The following is a 19,442-nucleotide window of genomic DNA, read 5'->3' on the forward strand; positions in this document are numbered from 1 at the left end:
GGACGGGCGACGAACGGCGCACGGTCCTGGGTCCGTGTCGGCGCGCTGCCCTATCCTCACTCGGACCGCGATCCGCAGGGGGCCGCGGGTCCGGTCGAGAGCTGAGGCAGTCCATGGCACCACGTCCCGCGCGCCGCGCCCTGTCCGTCGGCGTGGGCGTCGCCCTGGCGATCACTGCGCTGGTCGGCCCGGCGTCCGCCCAGCCGGTCGACGAGCAGGTCACGGGCGAGCTGCTCCGCGCGCTCCCGGAGACGGGCTCGGCCGCGGGTCCGGGTGGCGCGGTGCACGCCGAGTCGTCCGACGAGGCGATGCTCCTGCTCGACACGGCCGAGGGCATACTCACGCTCGAGCCGACACCCGAGCTGGCGCGCGTCGCGACGGGGACGACCGTCACGGTCTCGGTGGACGACGCTGCGGTCGGCGGGACCACGCGCGTGCTGGACGTCGTGGACGTGCGGGACGTCGAGCAGACGGTCGGCACCGCGGAGGCACAGCCGGCGGCGACGTCGACGGCGCACCGCGCGTACGTCGTGGTCGTCAGCGACCCGACCGTCGAGGGTGACTTCACGCAGACGTCCGCGACCGCGCTGACCAAGCAGGCGGCGGCCTACTGGGTCACGCAGTCGCGCGGTGCGATCTCGGGCTTCACGCAGGCCGCCGTGCGGACGCGCACCATCGCCGACAGCTGCGCCGTGACCGCCTCCGACCTCTGGAACGAGGCCGCTGCCGCCTACCCGGGGGTCGTGTTCAGCGCGTCGTCCCGCAACCACCTCGTGGTCTACTCCCCGGCCGGGTGCGCCGAGTCCTACGGGTACGCCGGGCTGGCCACCGTGTCGGACACGAAGTTCGCGTCGGGTGGCTACGTGCACGTCGTGCACGACGCGATGGGCGTGCTCGCGCACGAGCTGGGACACAACTTCAGCCTGGGTCACTCCAACCTGGTGACGACCTCGCCGGCGCGCACGATCTTCGAGTACTGGGCGCTGTTCGGACCGCAGCAGCTCCAGTACGGCGACTACCGGCCCGGCGCGCTCGACGCCGCGTACCGGGCGTTCCTGCGGGTCCCGGACGTGGCGCGGCAGACGCGCACCGTGCGGTGGGGCGTCTCGACGACGCAGGCGCTGTCGCCCGTGACCGCGACGACCGGCACGACGGCGATCAAGTTCACGGACCCCTCGACGGGCGTGACGTACTTCCTGGAGCTGCGCGCGGGCGGCGGCGGTGACGCGGCCGCCTTCTACGCCGACCGGTCCGCGCGGTACGGGTTCGACTTCGACGGCCAGAAGGTCGTCTTCGCACCCGGCGTCCGGGTGACCCGGCTGCGGGGCGCCGCCATCGACACGCTCGCGCAGCGGGTCGGGGGCGAGCAGTGGACCACCGTGCGCGCGCGCGAGACCTATCGCGCGGCGGACGGCGCCTTCGGGTTCCAGGTCGTCTCGGCCACCCGCTCGGGCGCCGTGGTGCGGCTCGTCACCGGCTCCACGGCGGGCATCGCGGCGCCGGTCACCCGGCCCGCGGACGTCTCCTACGAGATCGCCGCACCGCGCGCCACGGTCGCATCCACCACCGCGGTGACCGCCACGCAGGCGGCCGCGGGCAGGCCCGTCGTCGTCAAGGTCGCGGTGAAGGCGGCACGCACCGTCGGCGGCTTCGTGTCGCTGTACGCGGGGACCACGAAGATCGCCGACGCGACGGTGATCGACGGGGTCGCCACGTTCTCCGTGACGCGTCCGCGGGGTGCCGTCACGTTCACCGCGAAGTACGCCGGCAACCCGGAGATCCGCGCGTCGAGCGGGAAGCGCACGTACGCCGTCCGCTAGCGATGCGCCCGTTCAGGTGACGCACGGGGTGAAAGCGTGCGTGGCATGGGGCGGCGCACCCTGGTGCGCGCGCGGGCGAGAGAGTCCAATGCCTCATGGCCACCATGGCGGCGCACAGCTGGGCCGGGAGGGTCCTGGCGCGTGCCACCGCGCTGCTGTACGGCGTCGGCGGCGCGGTGACGGGGCTCCTCGCGGCGAACGCGTCGGGCACCGACCCGGCGCGGGCCGCGACGCTCGGCACCATCGCGGTGGGTGCGCTCGTCCTCGGCTCGTTGCTCGCGTCGGCCGGCACGCGGCTGCCCGCACCCGCCATGAGCCTGGCGCTCTTCATGGCCGCACTGGTGCTCGCCGCCGGCACGTTCATCACGGACGAGCCGACGGTCGCCGTCGCCACGTCGTCGCTCACGGCGCTCGTGGTGATCGACGCGGTCGTGTTCTTCACGCCGGCCGTGGCGTGGACCCACGTCGGGCTCGCGACCGGCCTGCAGGCCGTCGCCCTGACGCTCGGGCCCGGCGTCCCCACGCTCGTCACGGCCGGGCTGGTGCTGTCCTGGTGCGGCATCGCGGTCGCCATCGGGTTGCTCGCCCGGCAGGCGTCGAGCGCGCGCGTCGACTCGCTCACGGGCCTCCTGAACCGCCGCGGCTGGGACACCGCGCTCGACGAGGCGATCGAACGCGCACAACGCCGCGGTGAGGACCTCTCGGTCGCGCTCATCGACGTCGACCACTTCAAGGCGGTCAACGACCTGCACGGGCATGCCGAGGGTGACGCGCTGCTGGCCACGATCGCCGCGACGTGGCGTGCGCACGTCGACGAGTCCGTGGTCCTCGCGCGCCGCGGGGGTGACGAGTTCGCGGCGCTCATGCCGGGTCGCGACGTCTACCAGGCGCTCGAGCAGGCCGAGGCGATGCGGCGCGTATCAGCGGCCCCGGTGTCCTGCGGCGTCGGCCAGCACGTGCCGGGTGAGCCCGCCGGTCATCTGCTGCGGCGCACGGATGCGGCGCTGTACGCGGCCAAGGCGGCGGGCCGTGGCCGTACGGTCGCGTCCGCCAACCCGGACGTGGGCCTGGTGCGGGACCTGGCCGACGCGATCGAGCACGGCCAGATCCACGTCGCGCTGCAGCCCGTGGTCGAGCTCGACACCGGGTACTCGCGCGGCATCGAGGCGCTCGCGCGGTGGCACCACCCGACGCTGGGCGACATCGAGCCGGACCAGTTCATCCCGATCGCCGAGGACGGCGGGCTGATCACCGCGCTCGGTGCCGCGGTGCTGCGCCAGGCGTGCGCGGACGCCCACGCGCTGTCCCGCACGTGGGACCGGGAGATGATCCTGGGCGTCAACGTCTCGGGACGTGAGCTGGTGTCCCCGGGGTACGCCGAGGAGCTGCTGCGCGTGCTCGAGGAGGTGCGGTGGCCACCCGAGCGCCTGGTGCTCGAGGTGACCGAGAGCCTGGTCGACGCGTCCTCGACCGAGGCGGGTGATGCGCTCGCGCGGCTGCGGAGCGCGGGCATCGCGATCGCGATCGACGACTTCGGCACCGGCTGGTCCTCGCTCAGCCGGCTCGACGAGCTGCCGGTCGACTGGCTCAAGCTGGACCGCTCGTTCCTCACGTCGCTCACCACGTCGGCACGCCGCCGCGCGATCGTGCGCGCGCTGATCCGGCTGTGCGACGAGCTCGGCATCCTGGTGCTCGCGGAGGGTGTGGAGAGCCGAGAGCAGGAGGACCTGCTGCGAGGTCTGGGCTGCCGGTTCGCGCAGGGGCACCTGTACGGTGCCGCGTCCCTGCTGGTCGACCTGCCGGCGCCACCCACGTTGCGAGCCGACCAGCCGCCGGGGCCGTGACGGCTCAGGACGTCAGCGCGAGCCCGGCCCAGGCCGCCGCCAGGCTGGTCAGCAGCATCACGGTCGCGTGCAGCACCGCGGCGCGCGGCCGGCCCGCGCGCAGCAGCCGTGCGGCCTCGACGCTCGCGGTGCTGAACGTCGAGTAGCCGCCCAGGAACCCCACGCCCAGCACGGCCTTCGCCCCCGAGCCGCCGTGCACGGCGACCCATCCGGTCACCATGCCCAGGAGCAGGCACGCGGTCACGTTCACGACGACCGTGCCCGCGGGCACGGACAGGCGCTGGTGCCGGGCCACGAACGCATCCACCTCGAAGCGCGCGACCGCGCCGAGTCCGCCGGCGAGTGCGGCGAGCAGCACGATCACGCGACCACCCCACGCGCGCGGCGCGCGAGCGTCATCCCCGCGCCGGCTGCCAGGACACCCAGCACCACGCTCGCCACGGGGTAGGCGAACGCGCGCGCGAGCTCACCGTCGGACGCGAGGCGCTCGACCTCCAGGACGAAGGTCGAGTACGTGGTGAACCCGCCCAGCACGCCCGTGCCGCAGGCGAGCCGGACCGCGCGCCGCCGCCCCACGTCGGGACCACCGCGCGCGAGCCGCTCGAGCAGCGCACCCAGCACGAACGACCCGACCACGTTGATGACGAACGTCGCCCAGGGCCAGCCCGTGGGGCGCGCCCACGTCTCCTCGATCACCCAGCGCAGGGCGGTGCCGAGCGCGCCACCGGCGAAGACCAGGCCGACGAGCCGCACGTGCGCGCGTCGCGCGGCCCACGCACGGGCGGCATCGGTCACGGGTCGGTCACCGGCCCCACGGCGACCGGGTCTGCGACCAGTCCACGACGTCGAGCGGGACCGTGAGCACGGGGCGGTGCTGGTGGTGGGCCAGGTGCACGGCGACCGATCCCTCGAGCAGCTCGCGCATGCGCGCCGCGGTACCGGGTGCGCGCGTGCCGACCACGATCGCGGCGGCGTCCACGGCGCGTGCCAGGTGCGTGAGCGCGCGATCCGGCCGGCCCGCGAGGTAGTGCAGCGACCACGGCACGTGCGTGGGCGCGAGCACACCCTCGGCCCAGGCCCGCAGGGCGGCCTCGGTGGCGCGCCAGTCCTCGTCGGCACCGTCGGGGTCGAGCGACGCGTGCCGCACCGAGCCGTCGGGCTGCTCGTCGACGACGTAGCGTGCGGTGTCGACGAACGCGAGGTGCAGCGCCCCCCGCGTCGCGGCGGCCCACCGCGCGGCCGTGAGCGCGACGAGCGCGGGCTGACCGGGGACCACGCCCACGACGAGCGGACGAGCCGCGGGGTCGACGATCCGCTCGACCGCGGGCTGCGGGACGCGACGGCTCACGAGACCCTCCCGTGCTCGGTGGCGGGACGCCGCCAGGGGTTGGTGGGATCGGTGGGTGCCGGGCTCGCGGTCACGCGCACCGCGTACGTCGGCACGTCGGTGCCCGCGACGGTGCCGAGGTAGTCGTGCCCGGTCATGCGGCACCACACGGGCAGGTCGATCGGCGCGACGGGGTCGGACGTGGACAGGTGCACGACCGTCCCCTCGTCGAGCTCGGCGACGCGGGCGCGCAGCAGCACCAGCAGGCGCGCGCAGCCCAGATCACCCCCCTCGATGACGACGACCTCATGTGGCACCACCCGCTGATCGTCCCACCCGGCGCTGCTCGGTCGCACAGGACCCGCGAGACGGGCGGCTCAGCCGTGCGGCGTGAGCCCGAGCATCGCGGCGCTCGCGTCCCACAGCGCGGCGGCGAGCGCGGGGTCGGCGGCCTCGGGCGGGCCGGGCACGCGCACGTCCCGCTCGTAGTACGCGCCCGGCTCCCAGTCGCGGCCGGGCGTGCCGCACGCGAGCCGGACCAGACGCTCACCGCCGCGGACGGGGGCCTCGAGCACCAGGCGGGACAGCGGCGTGCGGTAGACGTACCGGAACCAGCTGGTCGATCCCGCGGCGAACGACGTGGCGATCATGCCGGGGTGGAACGCGACCGCGGCGAGGCCGTCGGGTCCGCCGTGGCGACGTTGCAGCTCCGCGGTGAACAGGATGTTCGCGAGCTTCGCGTCCCCGTACGCCGCATTCGGCGTGTAGCGGCGCTCGTTCTGCAGGTCGTCGAGGTCGAGGTGCCCGAAGCGCCGCGCGGCGACGGACGACGTCTGCACCACCACGGCGCGGCTCTCGAGCAGGCGGGGCAGCAGCAGGTGCGTGAGCAGGAACGGCGCGAGGTGGTTGACCTGGAACGTGGCCTCGAACCCGTCGGCCGTGACGTGGCGCGCGCCCATGATCCCGCCCGCGTTGTTGGCCAGCACGTCGATGCGCGGGTACGCGTCGCGGAGCTCGTCGGCCAGGCGCCGCACCTGGGCCAGCTCGGCGAAGTCCGCCACGTGCGCGGGCGCCCCGAGCTCGTCCGCGAGCGCGCGCGTCTTGGCGGGTGACCGGCCGACGAGCACGACGCGCTCACCGGCCGCGGCGAGCAGTCGTGCAGCGGCGGCACCCACGCCGTCGCTCGCTCCGGTCAGGACGACGGTGCGTGCGGTCACGGCCCCACCCTGCCACCTGACCTGCGGCGGCGTGCACCACACTGGAGCCATGGCCTCTCCCGCGATCGGTGTCCTGCTCCCCCGCGACCTGCCGGCCGGCGAGGTCCTGGACTTCGCGCGGCGCGCCGACGCGCTGGGGTTCGACGAGCTGTGGGTGGTCGAGGACCTCGGGTTCCGGGGCGGCGTCGCGCAGGCGGCGGCGGCGCTCGCGGCGACCACGCGCATCCACGTCGCGGTCGGCATCCTGCCCGCGGCCGCGCGCAACGCCGCGTTCGCGGCGATGGAGGTCGCGACGCTCGCGCAGCTGTTCCCGGGCCGGCTGACGATCGGCGTGGGCCACGGCATGCCGGACTGGATGCGCGCAGCGGGCGCCTGGCCCGACCGGCCCCTGGGGCTGCTGGGGGCGCACGTGCGCGCGCTGCAGGACCTCCTGCGGGGCCGGCACGTGACGCTCGACGAGGCGGGTGTGCGGCTCGACGTCGCGCTGGACGCGTCGGCCGTGCCGGAGGTCGTCCCCGACGTGCTGCTGGGCGTGCGCGGCCCGCGCTCGCTCGCGCTGTCCGGGCAGGTGGCTCAGGGCACGGTGCTGGCCGAACCCACCACGCCCGAGTACGTCACGGCCGCGCTCGCGCACGTCGCGGCCCCCGGTCCGCACCGGATCGCGGGGTACAACGTGACGGCGGTGCACGACGACGAGGCCACCGCGCTGGCCGCGGCCCGTCCGGCACTCGCGTGGATCGGCGACCCGGACTGGGCGCCGCACCTGGCGCCGCTGCCGTTCGCCGACGAGATCGTGGCGCTGCGGGCCGCGAGCGCCACGCGCGAGGAGTTCGCGCAGGCGCTGCCCGACGCCTGGGTGGCGCAGCTCGCGCTCGCGGGCACGCCGGAGCAGGTGCGGGCGCGTCTCGGGGCGCTCGCGGACGCGGGTCTCACGAGCGCCGTGCTGCTGCCGGCCTCGGGTGACCCGGCCGAGGGCCTGGAGTCGTTCGCGCGGCTGCTGTGACGCGCGGGCTTCCCGGCACGCATCTCGCGGGCTAACATCGCCGAGTGACGATGGAATCGACTCAGGACGATGAGTTGGGCGTGGCCGCGGCCGCCACTCTGTACCGCGCCCTGGGCGACCCCACGCGCCGGCTGATCGTGCAGCACCTGTTCAACGGCCCGCACCGCGTGCGGGACCTCACCGACCACCTGGGCCTGGCGCAGAGCACGGTCTCCGCGCACGTCGCATGCCTGCGCGAGTGCGGCCTGGTGGACGCCGAGCCGCAGGGCCGCGCCACGCGGTACTCGCTGTCCGAGCCCGAGCGTCTGACCGAGCTGCTGCGGGCCACCGAGGGGCTGCTCGCTGCGACGGGCGCGGCGGTCACGCTGTGCCGCCACCTGCGCGCCGACGACGCCGGGTCCACCGCGGCCCACGCGTCCGGCGAGGCCGTCGAGTCCGTCGGGGCCACGACGGCCGCGGAGGCCGCACGATGAGCCACGACCACGGCCACGCGCACGGACACGGTCACGGTCACGACGACCGCCGGCGCCTCGCGATCGCGTTCGGGATCACCGCGACGATCCTGGTGGCCCAGGCGCTCGGCGCGCTGCTCACGGGCTCGCTCGCGCTGCTCGTGGACACCGCGCACATGCTCACGGACGCCGCGGGGCTGCTCATCGCGCTCGTGGCGGCGACGCTCGCCGCACGCCCACCGACGCCGCGGCGCACGTGGGGCTTCCGGCGCGCGGAGGTGCTGGCCGCGCTCGCGCAGTCGGCCGTGCTGCTCGCGGTCGGGGTCTACGTGCTGGTGGAGGGTGTCCGACGGCTCGTCGAGCCCCCCGCCATCGCGCCCCGTGAGCTCGTCGTGTTCGGCGTCGTCGGCCTCGTCGGGAACGTCGTGGCGCTGCTGGTGCTCGCGCGCGGGCGCTCGTCGAGCCTCAACCTGCGCGCCGCGTTCCTCGAGGTGGTCAACGACGCGCTCGGCTCGGTGGGCGTGATCGTCGCGGCCGTGGTCATCGCGACCACGGGCTGGCTGCAGGCCGATGCGGTGGCGGGCCTGCTGATCGGCGCGCTGATCCTGCCGCGCGCGCTGACGATCCTGCGCGAGGCCACCGCGGTGCTGCTCGAGACCACACCGCCGGGCCTCGACCTCGCGGACGTGCGCCGCCACCTGCTCGAGGTCGAGCACGTGAGTGACGTGCACGACCTGCACGCGTCGCTCATCGCCACGGGCCTGCCCGTGCTGTCCGCGCACGTCGTGGTGGACGCACGCTGCTTCAGCACGGGCCACGTGCCGCACATCCTGGACACGCTGCAGGAGTGCGTCGCGACGCACTTCGACGTCGCGGTCGAGCACTCCACGTTCCAGATCGAGCCCGCGGCGCACGCCGCGCACGAGGCGCCCGGCCACCCCTGACCGGCGTCAGGGTGCCTGACGCGCCTCACGGGGCAGGCGCCACAGCGTGAACGCGAACGCGACCAGCGCGGTCGCCACCAGGAGCGTGAGCCCGACGGTGTACGACTGCGCCTCCGCGTCGTACGTCGCACCCATGACGAGCGGCGGGAAGTAGCCGCCCAGCCCGCCCGCGGCACCCACCACGCCGGTCACGGCACCCACGCGGTCCGCCGGCACCCGCCGCGCGACCCACGCGAACACGCCACCCGAGCCGAGGCCCAGGAAGAACGCCATCGAGATCGAGACCAGGCCAGCCGGCACCTCGGGCGCCGGCTGGAGCGCCATGAGCACGGCCGAGACGGCGGCGCCCCCGAGCGAGATCAGCACGATGGTCTTGGGGTGCACGCGGTCGGACAGGATGCCGCCGAGCGGGCGGGCCACCACGGCCGCGATCGCGAAGCCCGCGGTGCGCGTCCCGGCTCCGGCGAGGTCGAAGTCGTACACGTCCTTGAGGTACGTCGGCAGGTACGTCGAGAACGCGACGAAACCGCCGAACGCGACCGCGTACAGGAAGGACATCTGCCAGGTCACCGCGAGACGGGACGCCGCGCGCAGCTTCGGCAGCACCGACTCGGGGTTGGGCCGCCACGCGGGGGCGTCACGCGCCAGGAGCAGCACCGCGACACCCGTGACCGCGAGCGCGGCGGCGACCGTCAGGTGCGCGGGCACGTACCCGAACCAGCCGACGAAGCGCGGGGTGAAGAACGACGAGAGCGCGGTGCCGCCCATGCCGATGCCGAACACCCCGGTCGCGAAGCCGCGGCGCGCGGGCTCGTACCAGGCGTTGACGAACGGGATGCCCGCGGCGAACGACGTGCCGGCGACGCCGAGCAGGAACGCGAACGCGAGCAGCAGCGCGTAGGACCCCGCACTGCCCGCCCACATCACCAGAAGCACGGGCACCACGGACAGGAAGCACAGCGTGGACAGCATCCGCCGGCCGCCCAGGCGGTCGGTCAGCGCACCCACCGGGATCCGGCCGAGCGCGCCGACGAGCACGGGCGTCGCGATCAGCAGCGCCTTCTGGCTCGCGGACAGGCCCATGTCCTCGGCGTAGCGGACGGCCAGCGGCCCGATGAGGTTCCAGGCCCAGAACGTGATGGCGAAGACCCACGCCGCGAGGGCGAGGTTGAGGGCACGCGGCGTGGTGCCCCGCGTGACCGGTGCGCTCGTCGTCGAGCTCATGTGCTGCCTCTCGGTGATGATCGCGCTCAGCGGTCCCGGTCCCGGGTCCCGACCGGGTCCCAGCCCCGCTTCGGTGCGCTCGCACCGGGGATGGGCCGGCGGTCGCGGCTGCGGTAGACGATGTACGGACGGAACAGGTAGTGCACCGGCGCCGTGAAGGCGTGCACGAGCCGGCTGAACGGGAACAGCAGGAACAGGCCCAGGCCCAGCAGGACGTGCAGGTGGAACTGCAGCGGCGCGGCGGCCATGGCGTCGACGTCCGGGCGCAGCACGAACAGCGAGCGGAACCACGGCGAGACCGACTCGCGGTAGTTGTGCGCGTCTTGACCGTCGGAGAACGCGATCACCGTGGTGGCCAGCCCGAGCACGATCGTCGTGGTGAGCACCAGGTACATGAGCTTGTCGTTCTTCGTCGTCGCCATGAACACCGGACCGGTGCGCCGTCGCCGCAGGATGAGGATGGCGATGCCCGCGAGCGTGCAGATGCCCGCGATCGTCCCCAGGCCGAGCGCGCCCGCGTGGTACATCGACTCGGTCACGCCCACCGACGCGGTCCACTCCTCCGGGATGAGCAGGCCGACCACGTGCCCGCCGATCACGAACACGAGGCCGAAGTGGAACAGCGGCGAGCCGATGCGCAGCAGGCGCGACTCGTACAGCTGCGACGAGCGTGTGGTCCAGCCGAACTGGTCGTACCGGTACCGCCACACGAGCCCGCCGACGAACGTCACGACGACGAGGTACGGCAGCACCCCCCACAGGACGACGTCCATCAACCTCTCCCGTTCCCGTACCCGGCGAGCGGCAGCAGCCGGGGGTCGGCCGAGTCCAGTCCCACCGACTCGGTGGGCGGCCCGGCGGCGGCCATGCGGTGCACCGCGGCGCGGTCGGCGGGCGACTCGCCCGGCAGCGTCGAGCACACGGCCTCGAGCACGCCCGCGTACGGCGTGCCCGCGTCGATCAGTGCGAACCGCGTGAGCTCGAGGCTCGCGCGGTACTCCTGCAGCAGCGCGGTCCCGTCCTGCGGGTCGGCGACCGCGGCGTACTCGAGCACCAGCGGCAGGTGGTCGGGCAGCTCACCGCGGGTGTCCACCAGGAACCCGCTCGCGCGGTACCGCTCCTTGAAGCCCGCGAGCACCTCGCCGCGGCGGCGCGTGTCGCCGTCGGTCCAGTAGGACAGGTACAGCGCCTGCTTGCGGGACAGGTCGAAGATCCGCACGTAGTCGGTCCGCAGCACGTCGGCCGGCGTCGCCACGGCGTGGTCCAGGAACCCGCGCAGCCCGTCGCGCGCACGTCCGCGCGGCAGCTCCTCGGTGGCCGCCGTCAGGAGCGGGAGCCGCTCGACGAACGCGTCGTCGGGGTAGCCCAGGCACCACGACGCGATCTGGTGGACCAGACGCGTCATGTCCGTGCGGCGCCTCACGACGCACCCCGCTCGTCGTCGGCCCGTGGTGGTGGCGCGTCCTTGCCCGGGAACAGGCCCGGGGGCGTACCCACACCGTCCCAGTTGAGCAGGTTGACGCGGCCCCTCATCTCGTCCGAGGGCGCGATGCCCTCGGACGTCTGGCGCTGGCGCAGCGCGTGGAACGTCTCCACGGCCACCGGGACCGGGCGCCCCGAGGCCTCGCCGAACGCCGCCGACTCGTACATGCCGGGACCCTCGTCGTAGTCGAGCGAGCAGCCCAGCTCCTCGAGCTCGTGCCCGCGCTCCTCGTGCGCCTTGGGGATCACGTAGCGGTCCTCGTACTTCGCGATCGCCAGCAGGCGGTACATCGCGTACATCGCCTGACCGGTCATCCCCACGGCCCGCGCCACGGACTCGTCGGCGCCGTCGCCCATGGTGATGCCGCGCAGGTAGGAGCGCATGGCCGCGAGCCGCTTGAGCACGTTCGTCACGATCTCGGTGTCGCCCGCCGTGAAAAGCTCGGCCAGGTACTCCACCGGGATGCGCAGCGCGTCGATCGCGCCGAACAGGTTGCCGTGGTCCTCCGCGTCGTGCCCCTGCTCGCGCAGCAGGTCCACCACGGGCGACAGCGGCGGGACGTACCAGACCATCGGCATCGTCCGGTACTCCGGGTGCAGCGGCAGCGCGACGCGGTACGTCTTGGCCAGCGCGTACACCGGCGAGCGCCGCGCTGCGTCGATCCAGTCCGCCGGGATGCCCTGCTCACGCGCGGCCGCGAGCACCGCGGGATCCTCCGGGTCGAGCATGAGGTCCAGCTGGGCCTCGTACAGGTCCTTCTCGTCGGGCACCGACGCGGCCTCGGTGACGCGGTCCGCGTCGTACAGGAACACCCCGATGTAGCGCAGCCGGCCCACGCACGTCTCGGCGCAGACCGTCGGCAGGCCGACCTCCAGGCGCGGGTAGCAGAACGTGCACTTCTCGGCCTTGCCGGTCTTGTGGTTGAAGTACACCTTCTTGTACGGGCAGCCCGTGATGCACTGCCGCCAGCCGCGGCAGCGGTCCTGGTCCACCAGGACGATGCCGTCCTCGGCGCGCTTGTAGATCGCACCCGACGGGCACGACGCCATGCAGGACGGGTTGAGGCAGTGCTCGCAGATGCGCGGCAGGTAGAACATGAACGTCCGCTCGAGCTCGAAGCGGATCTTGTCCTCCGACTCGCGCCGCACCTTCTCGACGATCGGGTCCAGGTGGCCCAGCTCGGACGTGCCGCCCAGGTTGTCGTCCCAGTTGGCCGACCAGCGGATCTTGGTGTCCTCACCCGTGATGAGCGACTTGGGCCGGGCGACCGGGAAGTCGTCACCCAGCGGCGCCTCGACGAGCGTCTCGTAGTCGTACGTCCACGGCTCGTAGTAGTCCTCGAGCTCGGGCTGCACGGGGCTCGCGAAGATCGAGAGCAGGCGCTTGGCGCGTCCACCGGTCCGCAGCTCGAGGCGGCCGCGCTTGTTCAGGTGCCAGCCGCCGCGCCACCGCTCCTGGTCCTCGTACCGGCGCGGGTACCCCTGACCGGGCCGCGTCTCGACGTTGTTGAACCACACGTACTCGACGCCCGCGCGGTTCGTCCACGCCTGCTTGCACGTCACCGAGCAGGTGTGGCACCCGATGCACTTGTCGAGGTTCATCACCATGGCGACCTGGGCCATCACGCGCATGTCCCCACCCCCCTCAGTACTCGACGTCCTGCGCACGGCGCCGGATCGTGGCGACCATGTCGCGCTGGTTGCCGGTGGGTCCCAGGTAGTTGAACGCGTAGGACAGCTGCGCGTACCCGCCGACGAGGTGCGTCGGCTTGACCATCACGCGCGTCACCGAGTTGTGGATGCCGCCGCGCCGGCGGGTCTTCTCCGTCTTCGGGACGTCGATCGTGCGCTCCTGCGCGTGGTGCACGAACACCACGCCCTCCGGCATGCGGTGGCTGACGATCGCGCGCGCCACGAAGATGCCGTTCGCGTTGCTGCACTCGATCCACTCGTTGTCCTTGGCGCCGATCGCCTCGGCGTCCGCGGGGCTCAGCCAGCACGTCGGACCGCCGCGGGACAGCGAGAGCATCAGCAGGTTGTCCTGGTACTCCGAGTGGATCGACCACTTGTTGTGCGGCGTCAGGTACCGGACCGTGACCTGCTTGGAGCCGTCGGGGCCCAGCTCGGGCTCGCCCAGCAGCCGGTGCAGGTCCAGCGGGGGCCGGTAGATCGGCAGCATCTCGCCCAGGTCCTTGAGCCAGCCGTGGTCCAGGAACAGGTGCATGCGGCCGGTCAGCGTGTGCCACGGCTTGAGCCGCTCGACGTTGAGCGTGAACGGCGCGTACCGCCGCCCCCCGGTCTCCGAGCCCGACCACTCGGGCGACGTGATGACCGGCACGGGCCGCGCCTGCGTGTCCGGGAACGTGATCCGCTTCTCCTGCGAGCCCTCGGCCAGGTCGCTCAGCTGCTTGCCCACGCGCCGCTCGAGCGAGCGGAAGCCCTGCGTCGCGAGCTCGCCGTTCGTCGTGCCCGACAGGGACAGGATCGCCTCGGCCATCTTCACGTCGGTGTCGAGCGCGGGCCGGCCGTCACCCGCACCGCCCAGCATGACGCCGTTGAGCCGGCCGAGCCGCTCCACCTCGTGCTCGAGGCGGAACGTGACGTTCTTGACCGTGAAGCCGAGCGAGCTGGCCAGCGGGCCCAGGCTGCCGAGCTTGTCCGCGATCGCGGTGTAGTCACGCTCGACCACCTGCAGCACGGGCATGGTCACACCCGGGACCGCGGGTGCGTCGCCGCGGCGCCAGTCGCCGCTCTCGCCGCCGTCGCGCGGCATCTCGCCCGGGGTGTCGTGCTGCATCGGCACGCTCACCAGGTCGTGCCGGACACCCAGGTGCGTGCGCGCCAGGTCGGAGAACCGGCGGGCCACCAGGTGGAACGCGTCGAAGTCGCTGCGCGCCTCCCAGGGCGGGTCGATCGCCGGGGAGAACGCATGCACGAACGGGTGCATGTCGGTCGAGGACAGGTCGTGCTTCTCGTACCAGGTGGCCGCGGGCAGCACCACGTCGGACAGCATCGTCGTGGACGTCATCCGGAAGTCCGCGCTGACCAGCAGGTCGAGCTTGCCCTCGGGGATGTCGTCACGCCACGCCACGTCCTGCGGACGCGCCGTCGGCTCGGGCGCCTGCACGTTCGAGTGCGTGCCCAGGAGGTACTTGAGGAAGTACTCGTCGCCCTTGGCGGACGAGCCCAGCAGGTTGGACCGCCACAGCACGAGCGTGCGCGGCCAGTTCTCCGGCGCGTCCACGTCCTCGACCGCGAACCTGAGGCTGCCCTCCTTGAGGCGGCCCGCCACGTGCGCGGCCGCGTCGGGCGCCGTGCCCTCGTCGGCCGCGGCGCGCGCCTCGTCGGCCAGGTCCAGCGGGTTGCGGTCGAACTGCGGGTAGAACGGCATCCACCCGCGCCGCGCCGAGGACGCGATGGTGTCCGCGGTGTGCATGCCCGCCAGGTGCCCGTCGGCGAGCGGCCACGCGAGCTCGTCGGCCGCGTAGCCGTCGAACCGCCACTGGTCGGTGTGCATGTACCAGTAGGACGTGCCCGTCATGGTGCGCGGCGGACGGGACCAGTCGAGCGCGTTGGCCAACGAGATCCAGCCCGTCAGCGGCCGGCACTTCTCCTGACCCACGTAGTGCGCCCAGCCGCCGCCGTTGCGCCCGAAGCAGCCCGTGAACGCCAGCAGCGCCAGGATCGCGCGGTACGTCGCGTCGCCGTGGAACCACTGGCAGATGCCCGCGCCCATGATGATCATCGAGCGGCCCTGCGACTTCTCGGCGTTCGCCGCGAACTCGCGCGCGATGCGCGTGCACGCCGCGGCCGGGACCGACGTGATCGCCTCCTGCCATGCGGGCGTGCAGCCTGCCGACGCGTCGTCGTAGCCCGTGGGCCACTCGCCGGGCAGGTCCTCGCGGCCCACGCCGTAGTGCGCGAGCGTCAGGTCGAACACCGTGGTGACCAGGTGGCCGTTCACGCGCGTCACCGGCACGCCCCGGCTCTGCACGCCGCCCGCACCGCCCGGCTCGTCGAACCGTGGGAGCAGCACCTCGACCGCCTCGCGCGGCGCGTCGGCCGCGTCCCGGATGCTCAGCGCGGGCGTCACGCCCTCGAGGTCCAGGTTCCACCGGCCCTCGCCCGAGTCGGTGTACCGGAACCCGAGCGAGCCGTTCGGCACCACCGGGCGGCCCGTGGGCCCGTCCAGCAAGACCGTCTTCCAGTCGGCGGCCTCGCCGCGCGGGCCCGCGACGTCGTCGGTGGCCTGCTCGTCGGACAGGTCCGAGGCCCGCAGGAACCGGCCCGGGACGTACGCGCCGTCGCGTTCGGTCAGCGTGACCAGGAACGGCAGGTCGGTGTACTGCCGCACGTAGTCCGCGAAGAACGGCACCTGCCGGTCCACCAGGAACTCGCGCAGCACCACGTGCCCCATGCCCATCGCGAGCGCGCCGTCGGTCCCCGCCGCTGCGGGCAGCCACTCGTCGGCGAACTTGGTGTTGTCCGCGTAGTCGGGCGAGACCGTGACCACCTTGGTGCCGCGGTAGCGCACCTCGGCCATCCAGTGCGCGTCGGGCGTGCGCGTGACCGGCACGTTCGAGCCCCACATGAGCAGGTACGTGGCGTCCCACCAGTCACCCGACTCCGGGACGTCCGTCTGGTCGCCGAACATCTGCGGGCTGGCCACGGGCAGGTCCGCGTACCAGTCGTAGAAGCTGGTCATCACGCCGCCGATGAGCTGGATGAACCGCGTGCCCACCGCGTGCGAGACCATCGACATCGCCGGGATGGGCGAGAAGCCCGCGCACCGGTCCGGCCCGTACGTCTTGATCGTGTGCACGTGCGCCGCGGCCACCATCTCCACGGCCTCGTCCCACGAGACCCGGACCAGGCCGCCCTTGCCGCGCGCCTGCTGGTACCGCCGGCGCCGCACCGGGTCGCCCACCACGTCGGACCACGCGAGCACCGGGTCCTTGAGCCGCGCCTTGGCCTCGCGGTACATCTCGACGAGGACGCCGCGCGCGTACGGGTAGCGCACGCGCGTCGGCGAGTACGTGTACCAGGAGAACGCCGCACCACGCGGACAGCCCCGCGGCTCGTAGTCCGGGCGGTCGGGGCCCGCCGACGGGTAGTCCGTCTGCTGCGCCTCCCACGTGATGATCCCGTCCTTGACGTAGACCTTCCACGAGCACGACCCCGTGCAGTTCACGCCGTGCGTGGACCGGACCACCTTGTCGTGCCGCCACCGGTCCCGGTAGAAGACGTCGCCGCGTCTGCCACCCTCCCGGAACACCGCGCGACCGTCGTCGGTCTCGTCCCATCGCGTGAAGAAGCGTCCGGCACGCAGCAGGGCGTCCGACGCGGGTCCGTCGAGTCCGGGCAGCTGGGGGTCCGCCATGCGCACGACCCTACCGATGCCTGTGACCTGCGCCACCTGGTTCCGGCCGTGGAAAATCCGAGCCGCGGGAATCCCTGCGCGTCGTGTCGCAGGCCGTGTGTACGGTCGGCGCCATGACGCTCGAGCCCCTGCAGCTGCCCGCGGACGCGGACGCCTGGCCAGACTTCCTGACGACCGTGGTGGACGCCGCGCTCGACGAGGCGCGCGCCCACGTGGCCACGCTGAAGGACGGCACGCCGCGCAGCGCCGCCCAGGTGCTCGAGCTGTGGAACGCGAGCGACGCGGCGCTCGGCCAGGCGTCGGCGGCGGCCCACCTGCTGGCCGAGGTGCACCCCGACGCCGAGGTCCGCACGGCGGCCGAGGAGCGTGCGCAGGCCGCCGAGGACTTCGCGACCGAGCGCGGCCTGGACCGTGAGCTGTGGGAGGCGTTCGCCGCGACGGACCCGTCCGGCCTGGACGCGGACGCGCGGCGCGTGCACGCGCACGTGCTGCGCGACTTCCGGCGCAGCGGCGTCGACCGCTCGCCGCAGGAGCGCGAGACGCTGCGGACGCTCGCGCAGCGGTGCACCGAGCTGGGCCTGGAGTTCGCGCGGAACATCCGGGAGGGCGCCCGCAGCATCCGGGTCCGCCCCGAGCAGCTGGCCGGACTGCCCGCGGACTTCCTCGAGTCCCACCCGGCGGACGACGAGGGCCTGGTCACGCTCACCACCGAGTACCCCGACCTCATCCCCGTGCGCACGTACGCCCGTGACGCGCACGTGCGCCGTGCGCTGACCAGCGAGTACCTGCGCATCGCGTCGCCGGTCAACGCACCCGTGCTCGCGGAGCTGCTGCGCCTGCGCGACGAGCGCGCGCACCTGCTGGGCTACCCGGACTGGCCCACGTACGACGCCGAGGTCAAGATGATCGGCTCGGGCGCGGCGATCGCGGACTTCATCGAGCGCCTCGACGCGCTGACCGTCGAGGCGGCGCGGCGCGACGTCGCGGTCCTGCTCGAGCGCTTCCGCGCCGACGACCCGTCCGCGAGCGCGGTCACGCCCGCCGACAGCCTCTACTACGACCAGGTGATCCGGCGTGAGCAGTACGACGTCGACGCCCAGGAGGTCCGGCGCTACTTCCGGTACGCCCAGGTCCGCGACGGCGTGATGTCCACGATCGGGCGCCTGCTCGGCCTGACGTTCGAGCGTGTGGACGTCCCCGCGTGGCACGAGAGCGTCGAGGCGTACGACGTGCGGTCCGAAGGCGAGCGCATCGGGCGGTTCTACCTCGACATGCACCCGCGCGCGGGCAAGTTCAACCACGCCGCGCAGTTCTCCCTGGTGCCCGGCCTGGCCGGTGTGCGGCTGCCCGAGGGCGTGCTGGTGTGCAACTTCCCCACCGGGACCATGGAGCACGACGACGTCTGCACGTTCTTCCACGAGTTCGGGCACCTGGTCCACGAGATCGTGGGCGGGCACCAGCGCTGGGCCGAGTTCAGCGGCGTCGCCACCGAGTGGGACTTCGTCGAGGCGCCCTCGCAGCTGCTCGAGGAGTGGGCCTGGGACGCCGGGGTGCTGCGCACGTTCGCCACCGACGAGTCGGGTGAGCCCATCCCCGAGGCGCTCGTGGAGCGCATGCGAGCGGCCGACGCGTTCGGGCGCGGCTCGTGGACCCGGCGGCAGCTGAACTTCACCGCGCTGTCCTACGGGCTGCACGCGGACCCGCCCGCCGACCTGGACGCGTTCACCGCGCAGGTGGACGCGCGCTTCGGGCCGTTCGCGCCGCTGCCGGACACGCACCAGACCACGGGGTTCGGGCACCTGGACGGGTACGGGTCGGGGTACTACACGTACCTCTGGAGCCTGGTCATCGCCAAGGACCTGCTCACGGCGTTCGGGGGCGACCTGATGAACCCCGAGGTCGGCCGTCGGTACCGCGAGGCCATCCTGGCCCCCGGCGGCTCGCGCGACGCGGCGGACCTGGTGACCGGGTTCCTGGGGCGGCCGCACACGTTCGACGCGTTCACCTCCTGGCTCGCCGCGACGTGACCGCGCCGCGCGTGCGGCCGGACTCCGACGCCGGGCCATCCGGTCGGGACCAGGTGCTCGCGGTCGTCGCCGACCGGGTCGAGGTACTGCGCGGGCGCGGCCGGCCCGTGCGGGTCGGGGTGGACGGTGTGGACGGTGCGGGCAAGACCACGTTCGCGGACGCGCTGGGCGCGCACCTCACGGACCGGGGCGTCCCCGTGGTGCGGTCGTCCGTCGACGGGTTCCACCGGCCCCGCGCGCAGCGGTACCGGCAGGGCCCGGCGTCACCGCGCGGCTTCTTCGAGGACTCCTACGACTACGCCGCGCTGCGCCGCGAGCTGCTCGACCCCCTCGGCCCGCACGGCGACCGGCGGTACCGCACCGCGGTGCACGACGTGCGTTCCGACGAGCGCGTCGACGAGCCCGTCCGCACGGCACCGGACGACGCGGTGCTCGTGGTCGACGGGATCTTCCTGCACCGCGACGAGCTCGCGGGCGTGTGGGACCTGTCGGTGTTCCTCGACGTGCCGTTCGCGGTGACCTATGCGCGCATGGCCGTGCGGGACGCGTGCCCGCCGGACCCCGCGGACCCCGCGAACCGCCGCTATCTCGAGGGTCAGCGGCTGTACCTGGCGGCGTGCGACCCGGCCGCGCGCGCGAGCCTCGTGGTCGACAACACCGATCCCGCGCACCCGCGGGTGCTGGCGGGGCGGGACTGACCCGCCGGCTCGTCGTCGAGGCGG

General features: G+C 73.5%; 17 protein-coding genes. 7 read left to right on the forward strand and 10 right to left on the reverse strand.

Going from position 1 to position 19,442, the window contains the following annotated elements; translation table 11 throughout:
• Nucleotides 1–113 precede the first annotated feature (113 nt).
• A complete protein-coding gene (locus CELGI_RS15165) occupies nt 114–1,820 on the forward strand; it encodes a zinc metalloprotease (RefSeq protein WP_013885019.1) in 1,707 nt (568 codons plus the stop codon).
• A 95-nt stretch (nt 1,821–1,915) separates the two neighbouring features.
• Nucleotides 1,916–3,664: a putative bifunctional diguanylate cyclase/phosphodiesterase gene (locus tag CELGI_RS15170; protein WP_013885020.1), complete on the forward strand. Its 1,749-nt coding sequence runs from the start codon at nt 1,916–1,918 to the stop codon at nt 3,662–3,664.
• Between the two features lie 4 nt (nt 3,665–3,668).
• On the opposite strand, the gene CELGI_RS15175 is transcribed toward CELGI_RS15170, so the two are convergent.
• The 5 genes from CELGI_RS15175 to CELGI_RS15195 are packed head-to-tail and all read right to left on the reverse strand — an operon-like array spanning nt 3,669 to nt 6,208.
• Nucleotides 3,669–4,028, reverse strand: a complete 360-nt coding sequence (locus tag CELGI_RS15175; RefSeq protein WP_013885021.1) for a fluoride efflux transporter FluC — start codon at nt 4,026–4,028, stop codon at nt 3,669–3,671.
• Nucleotides 4,025–4,459, reverse strand: coding sequence for a fluoride efflux transporter FluC (locus tag CELGI_RS15180; protein ID WP_013885022.1), 435 nt, complete (start codon nt 4,457–4,459; stop codon nt 4,025–4,027). The genes CELGI_RS15175 and CELGI_RS15180 overlap by 4 nt, the downstream gene beginning before the upstream one ends.
• A 7-nt stretch (nt 4,460–4,466) precedes the next feature.
• Nucleotides 4,467–5,012, reverse strand: a complete 546-nt coding sequence (locus CELGI_RS15185) for a universal stress protein (protein ID WP_013885023.1) — start codon at nt 5,010–5,012, stop codon at nt 4,467–4,469.
• Nucleotides 5,009–5,311 (reverse strand): sulfurtransferase TusA family protein, encoded by a 303-nt coding sequence (locus CELGI_RS15190; protein WP_013885024.1) that lies wholly within the window; start codon nt 5,309–5,311, stop codon nt 5,009–5,011. The genes CELGI_RS15185 and CELGI_RS15190 overlap by 4 nt, the downstream gene beginning before the upstream one ends.
• Nucleotides 5,312–5,368: 57 nt before the next feature.
• Nucleotides 5,369–6,208 (reverse strand): SDR family NAD(P)-dependent oxidoreductase, encoded by an 840-nt coding sequence (locus CELGI_RS15195; RefSeq protein ID WP_013885025.1) that lies wholly within the window; start codon nt 6,206–6,208, stop codon nt 5,369–5,371.
• A 49-nt stretch (nt 6,209–6,257) separates the two neighbouring features.
• Here CELGI_RS15195 and CELGI_RS15200 point away from each other — a divergent pair, with 49 nt between their 5' ends.
• Genes CELGI_RS15200 through CELGI_RS15210 form a run of 3 tightly spaced genes read left to right on the forward strand, consistent with a single transcriptional unit; the run spans nt 6,258 to nt 8,607 of the window.
• Nucleotides 6,258–7,211 (forward strand): LLM class flavin-dependent oxidoreductase, encoded by a 954-nt coding sequence (locus CELGI_RS15200; RefSeq protein ID WP_013885026.1) that lies wholly within the window; start codon nt 6,258–6,260, stop codon nt 7,209–7,211.
• A 50-nt stretch (nt 7,212–7,261) separates the two neighbouring features.
• Nucleotides 7,262–7,684, forward strand: coding sequence for an ArsR/SmtB family transcription factor (locus CELGI_RS15205; RefSeq protein ID WP_013885027.1), 423 nt, complete (start codon nt 7,262–7,264; stop codon nt 7,682–7,684).
• Complete coding sequence (locus CELGI_RS15210) at nt 7,681–8,607, forward strand: cation diffusion facilitator family transporter (protein ID WP_013885028.1); 927 nt, start codon at nt 7,681–7,683, stop codon at nt 8,605–8,607. Before CELGI_RS15205 ends, CELGI_RS15210 begins: the two co-directional genes overlap by 4 nt.
• Before the next feature lie 6 nt (nt 8,608–8,613).
• Here the strand turns inward: CELGI_RS15210 and CELGI_RS15215 are convergent, their stop codons facing one another.
• Genes CELGI_RS15215 through CELGI_RS15235 form a run of 5 tightly spaced genes read right to left on the reverse strand, consistent with a single transcriptional unit; the run spans nt 8,614 to nt 16,693 of the window.
• Complete coding sequence (locus tag CELGI_RS15215) at nt 8,614–9,831, reverse strand: MFS transporter (RefSeq protein ID WP_013885029.1); 1,218 nt, start codon at nt 9,829–9,831, stop codon at nt 8,614–8,616.
• A gap of 26 nt (nt 9,832–9,857) precedes the next feature.
• Nucleotides 9,858–10,604: a respiratory nitrate reductase subunit gamma gene (gene narI, locus CELGI_RS15220; protein ID WP_013885030.1), complete on the reverse strand. Its 747-nt coding sequence runs from the start codon at nt 10,602–10,604 to the stop codon at nt 9,858–9,860.
• Nucleotides 10,604–11,236: a nitrate reductase molybdenum cofactor assembly chaperone gene (narJ, locus tag CELGI_RS15225; protein WP_013885031.1), complete on the reverse strand. Its 633-nt coding sequence runs from the start codon at nt 11,234–11,236 to the stop codon at nt 10,604–10,606. Before narJ ends, narI begins: the two co-directional genes overlap by 1 nt.
• A 14-nt stretch (nt 11,237–11,250) precedes the next feature.
• Nucleotides 11,251–12,945 (reverse strand): nitrate reductase subunit beta, encoded by a 1,695-nt coding sequence (gene narH / locus CELGI_RS15230; protein WP_013885032.1) that lies wholly within the window; start codon nt 12,943–12,945, stop codon nt 11,251–11,253.
• Nucleotides 12,946–12,958: 13 nt separating this feature from the next.
• Nucleotides 12,959–16,693, reverse strand: coding sequence for a nitrate reductase subunit alpha (locus CELGI_RS15235; RefSeq protein ID WP_013885033.1), 3,735 nt, complete (start codon nt 16,691–16,693; stop codon nt 12,959–12,961).
• Between the two features lie 113 nt (nt 16,694–16,806).
• On the opposite strand from CELGI_RS15235, the gene CELGI_RS15240 reads away from it, so the two are divergent.
• On the forward strand, nt 16,807–18,720 hold the full coding sequence (locus tag CELGI_RS15240) for a M3 family metallopeptidase (RefSeq protein ID WP_013885034.1): 1,914 nt from the start codon (nt 16,807–16,809) through the stop codon (nt 18,718–18,720).
• Nucleotides 18,717–19,418, forward strand: coding sequence for a nucleoside/nucleotide kinase family protein (locus tag CELGI_RS15245; RefSeq protein ID WP_013885035.1), 702 nt, complete (start codon nt 18,717–18,719; stop codon nt 19,416–19,418). The genes CELGI_RS15240 and CELGI_RS15245 overlap by 4 nt, the downstream gene beginning before the upstream one ends.
• Nucleotides 19,419–19,442: the final 24 nt, after the last annotated feature.

Origin of the sequence: Cellulomonas gilvus ATCC 13127, from assembly GCF_000218545.1 — a bacterium.
Classification (GTDB): Bacteria; Actinomycetota; Actinomycetes; order Actinomycetales; family Cellulomonadaceae; genus Cellulomonas; species Cellulomonas gilvus.

Bases quoted from the DNA above. Each gene is read 5' to 3' on its own strand.
- CELGI_RS15165 (WP_013885019.1), top strand. From the start codon at position 114: ATGGCACCACGTCCCGCGCGCCGCGCCCTGTCCGTCGGCGTGGGCGTC.
- narH (WP_013885032.1), bottom strand. From the start codon at position 12,945: ATGCGCGTGATGGCCCAGGTCGCCATGGTGATGAACCTCGACAAGTGC.
- CELGI_RS15210 (WP_013885028.1), top strand. From the start codon at position 7,681: ATGAGCCACGACCACGGCCACGCGCACGGACACGGTCACGGTCACGAC.
- CELGI_RS15200 (WP_013885026.1), top strand. From the start codon at position 6,258: ATGGCCTCTCCCGCGATCGGTGTCCTGCTCCCCCGCGACCTGCCGGCC.
- CELGI_RS15215 (WP_013885029.1), bottom strand. From the start codon at position 9,831: ATGAGCTCGACGACGAGCGCACCGGTCACGCGGGGCACCACGCCGCGT.
- CELGI_RS15170 (WP_013885020.1), top strand. From the start codon at position 1,916: ATGGCCACCATGGCGGCGCACAGCTGGGCCGGGAGGGTCCTGGCGCGT.
- narI (WP_013885030.1), bottom strand. From the start codon at position 10,604: ATGGACGTCGTCCTGTGGGGGGTGCTGCCGTACCTCGTCGTCGTGACG.
- CELGI_RS15235 (WP_013885033.1), bottom strand. From the start codon at position 16,693: ATGGCGGACCCCCAGCTGCCCGGACTCGACGGACCCGCGTCGGACGCC.
- narJ (WP_013885031.1), bottom strand. From the start codon at position 11,236: ATGACGCGTCTGGTCCACCAGATCGCGTCGTGGTGCCTGGGCTACCCC.
- CELGI_RS15205 (WP_013885027.1), top strand. From the start codon at position 7,262: ATGGAATCGACTCAGGACGATGAGTTGGGCGTGGCCGCGGCCGCCACT.
- CELGI_RS15240 (WP_013885034.1), top strand. From the start codon at position 16,807: ATGACGCTCGAGCCCCTGCAGCTGCCCGCGGACGCGGACGCCTGGCCA.